Annotated in this window: 3 protein-coding genes; all 3 read left to right on the top strand. The window is 66.8% G+C overall.

What is annotated here, in order from left to right:
- Positions 1-248 precede the first annotated feature (248 nt).
- The 3 genes from HMPREF1137_RS08890 to HMPREF1137_RS08880 are packed head-to-tail and all read left to right on the top strand — an operon-like array spanning position 249 to position 4,046.
- Positions 249-1,175: an ABC transporter permease gene (locus HMPREF1137_RS08890; RefSeq protein WP_009054567.1), complete on the top strand. Its 927-nt coding sequence runs from the start codon at positions 249-251 to the stop codon at positions 1,173-1,175.
- Positions 1,168-2,136, top strand: coding sequence for an ABC transporter permease (locus HMPREF1137_RS08885; RefSeq protein ID WP_009054569.1), 969 nt, complete (start codon positions 1,168-1,170; stop codon positions 2,134-2,136). Before HMPREF1137_RS08890 ends, HMPREF1137_RS08885 begins: the two co-directional genes overlap by 8 nt.
- On the top strand, positions 2,133-4,046 hold the full coding sequence (locus tag HMPREF1137_RS08880) for a dipeptide ABC transporter ATP-binding protein (protein ID WP_009054565.1): 1,914 nt from the start codon (positions 2,133-2,135) through the stop codon (positions 4,044-4,046). The genes HMPREF1137_RS08885 and HMPREF1137_RS08880 overlap by 4 nt, the downstream gene beginning before the upstream one ends.
- Positions 4,047-4,091 lie beyond the last annotated feature (45 nt).

Raw genomic sequence — 4,091 nt, 5'->3', positions numbered from 1 at the left:
CACATCTCTTTTCGACAGCGCCACACACATCAACGCAGCTCAGCGACGCACTGCGCACCCGCATTGACGCGGAACACACTTTCATCTCAAAACAGCACCGCGGGTTTGATACGGCAGACAAATTCAGAGACCGATGCGCCATTTGCCCATTCTTTACCCTATGATGGGACCATAGTCGGCCTCGCCCGCGAGGCACCGCCAGGGATCGGAACCTCCCCTCCCACGACACGAACACTAAAGGATTGTCCATGCTCCGCTACATCGGACGGCGACTCCTCCAGACCATCCCGGTCTTCTTCGGAGCCACCTTTCTGATCTTCGCGATGGTCTACCTGATGCCAGGTGACCCCGTCGCCGCACTCGGTGGCGACCGCGGCCTCTCCGAGGCCGCCGCCGCGCAGATCCGCGCCCAGTACAACCTGGACAAGCCCTTCTGGATGCAGTACCTGCTGTACCTCAAGGGAGTCTTCACACTCGACTTCGGCACCGCGTTCAACGGCCAGAAGGTTACGTCCATCATGGCGACCGCCTTCCCGACGACCGCGAAGCTCGCCATCTACGCCCTCGCCATCGAGACCATCCTGGGCATCAGCCTGGGCGTCATCGCGGGCATGCGCCGCGGCAAGTGGTTTGACTCCACCATCCTCGTGGTCTCCCTCCTGCTGATCTCGGTCCCCACCTTCGTGCTCGGCTTCGTCCTCCAGTACGTCCTGGGCGTTCAGCTCGCGATCCTGCCGACCACGGCCTCGGCCTCCGTCGACATTAAGAGCCTCACCATGCCAGCCATGGTGCTCGGCGGTGTCTCCCTGGCCTACGTCATCCGACTGACCCGCCAGTCCGTCTCCGAGAACGTCTCTGCGGACTACGTGCGCACCGCGCGCGCCAAGGGCCTCTCCGGCGGCGTCGTCATGACGCGCCACATCCTGCGCAACTCCCTCATCCCCGTCGCCACGTTCATCGGCGGCGACCTCGGCGCCCTCATGGGCGGCGCGATCATCACCGAGGGTATCTTCAACATCCACGGCGTCGGCGGCACCCTGTGGAACGCCATCATCAAGGGCGAACCCCAGACCGTCGTGTCGGTGACAACAGTGCTCGTGCTGGTCTACATCATCGCGAACCTAATCGTCGACCTCCTGTACGCCGTGCTCGACCCGAGGATCCGCTATGAGTGACCAGATTCCTTCCGCCAACATCACCCGCACCCGCGCGGGCCAGGACCACTACGTCTCCGACATCGACGAAACCGGCCTCGGCGCCGTCGACGCGGTCGCCGACGAGGGTGCCCCCTCGTCCATGTGGGGCGAGGCCTGGAAGCGCCTGCGCCGCCGCCCGACCTTCTGGATCGCCGCGTTCATTATCACGCTCGCCGCGCTCCTCGCGCTCTTCCCGTCGCTCTTCACCGCGACCGACCCGAAGTTCTGCGAGCTCTCCTCGTCGCTGGCTGGCCCCTCCGCCGGACACCCCTTCGGCTTCGACAAGCAGGGCTGCGACATCTACGCCCGCGTCGTCTACGGCGCCCGCGCATCCGTGTCCGTCGGCATCCTCACGACCATCGCGGTCGTGCTAATCGGCGGCACCGTCGGCGCACTCGCCGGCTACTTCGGCGGCTGGTTCGACGCCCTCCTCTCGCGCGTCACCGACGTATTCTTCGCGATCCCGCTGCTCCTCGCCGCGATCGTGTTCATGCAGATGTTCAAGGGCTCGCGCTCCATCATGATGGTCGTCATCGTCCTGTCCATGTTCGGCTGGACCTCCATCGCGCGCATCACCCGCGGTTCGGTCCTGTCCGCCAAGAACGAAGAGTTCGTAACCGCGGCCCGCGCGACCGGCGCTTCCCGCGCGCGCATCCTGCTGAGCCACATCATCCCGAACTCGATGGCCCCGATCATCGTGTACGCGACCGTCGCGCTGGGCACCTTCATCGTGTCCGAGGCCTCCCTGTCCTTCATGGGCATCGGCCTGCCGACGTCGGTCGTCTCCTGGGGTGCTGACATCTCGTCCGCTCAGACGTCCCTGCGCACCAACCCCATGGTCCTGTTCTACCCGGGCGCGGCCCTGGCCCTAACCGTCCTCAGCTTCATCATGATGGGCGACGCCGTGCGCGAAGCCCTCGACCCGAAGGCACGCAAGTGAGCGAAACGAACACCCCCCAGCTCTCCGAGAAGGAGATGGAAGAGATCGTCGAACGAGCCGTCGCCCCCAGCGCGGCCCCGGCCTCGTCCGACATCCACCCGGACGACGCGCAGCCCCTGCTCAAGATCACGGACCTGGAGGTAACCTTTACCTCCTCGACCGGCGTCGTCCCCGCCGTGCGCGGCGCGAACCTGACGATCTACCCCGGCCAGACCGTCGCCATCGTCGGCGAGTCCGGCTCCGGTAAGTCCACGACCGCCGCCGCCGTCATCGGCCTGCTGCCCGGCACCGGCAAGGTCGCGGGCGGAAAGATCGAGTTCGACGGCCGCGACATCACCCACCTGACCAACAAGCAGTGGGTGGAGCTGCGCGGATCCGGCATCGGCCTCGTCCCCCAGGACCCGATGAGTAACCTCAACCCCGTGCTCCGCGTGGGCAAGCAGGTCAAGGAGGCCCTCCTCGCGAACAACGTCGTGCCCCGCTCCGAGGCCGGCCAGCGCGTCACCGCCCTCCTCGAGGAAGCCGGCCTGCCCGACGCGGAACGCCGCGCCAAGCAGTACCCGCACGAGTTCTCCGGCGGCATGCGCCAGCGCGCCCTCATCGCCATCGGCATGGCCGCGCACCCCAAGCTGCTGATCGCCGACGAGCCGACCTCCGCCCTGGACGTCACCGTCCAGCGCCGCATCCTCGACCACCTCGGCAAGCTCACCTCCGAGATGGGCACCGCCGTCCTGTTCATTACGCACGACCTCGGCCTGGCCGCCGAGCGCGCCGAGCAGCTCGTCGTCATGCACCGCGGCCGCATCGTCGAATCCGGCCCCGCCCTGGAGATCCTCCAGCACCCCCAGCACCCCTACACGAAGCGCCTCGTGTCCGCCGCGCCCTCCCTGGCCTCGGCGCGCATCGAGTCCGCCCACAAGCAGGGCATCAAGGTCACCGACGAGGAGCTCGTCGGCGCCGGCAAGGGTTCGACCTCCACGGACGCCATCATCCGCGTCGAAAACCTCACCAAGGAATTCGACATCCGCGGCGCCAAGAAGGGCCAGGACACCTTCCTGGCCGTCGACGACGTGTCCTTCGAGCTGCGTCGCGGCACGACCCTCGCGGTCGTCGGTGAGTCCGGCTCCGGCAAGTCCACCGCCGCGAACATGGTGCTCCAGCTCCTCAAGCCCACCAAGGGCAAGGTCTACTTTGACGGTGAGGACACCTCGCAGATGAGCGAGGCGGAGCTCTTCCGCCTGCGTCGCCGCCTCCAGGCCGTGTTCCAGAACCCCTACGGTTCGCTGGATCCCATGTTCTCGATCTACCGACTGATCGAGGAACCCCTGAAGATCCACGGCTACGGCACCCTGGAGTACGCGCGCGCCGAAATCAAGCGCGCCGAGGCCACGGGCCGCGAGCCCGAGGAGTGGATGCGCGTCCTCGTCGAGGCCGCGGAGGCGAAGCGTTCGCTGACGGCCGCCGAGAAGCGCGAGTTCAACCCGAAGAAGCTGCGCATCGCGCGCGCTTCCGAGCTGCTCGACATGGTGGCCCTGCCGCGTAGCGCCATGCGCCGCTACCCGAACGAGCTCTCCGGCGGCCAGCGCCAGCGCGTGGCCGTGGCCCGCGCCCTCGCGCTCAACCCGGAGGTCATCGTCCTGGACGAGGCCGTGTCCGCCCTCGACGTGCTGGTGCAGAACCAGATCCTGTACCTGCTCAACGACCTGCAGGCGCAGCTGGGCCTGTCCTACCTGTTCATCACGCACGACTTGGCCGTTGTCCGCCAGATCGCCGACGACGTGATCGTTATGGAGAAGGGCAAGCTCGTCGAGGCCAACTCGACGGACGAGCTGTTCAACAACCCGGTCCAGGACTACACGCGCGAGCTGATCGAGGCCGTCCCCGGCCGCAACATCCAGCTCAACCTGTGAGCCACTGACACACGTGAGGGGCCCGAGGCGCTGCGGCGCTTCGGG

Origin of the sequence: Actinomyces sp. ICM39, from assembly GCF_000282935.1 — a bacterium.
GTDB lineage: Bacteria > Actinomycetota > Actinomycetes > Actinomycetales > Actinomycetaceae > Pauljensenia > Pauljensenia odontolytica_B.
This window is presented reverse-complemented; position numbering and strand designations above follow the sequence as displayed.

Coding starts and splice junctions, on each gene's coding strand:
- HMPREF1137_RS08890 (WP_009054567.1), top strand. CDS start 249: ATGCTCCGCTACATCGGACGGCGACTCCTCCAGACCATCCCGGTCTTC.
- HMPREF1137_RS08885 (WP_009054569.1), top strand. CDS start 1,168: ATGAGTGACCAGATTCCTTCCGCCAACATCACCCGCACCCGCGCGGGC.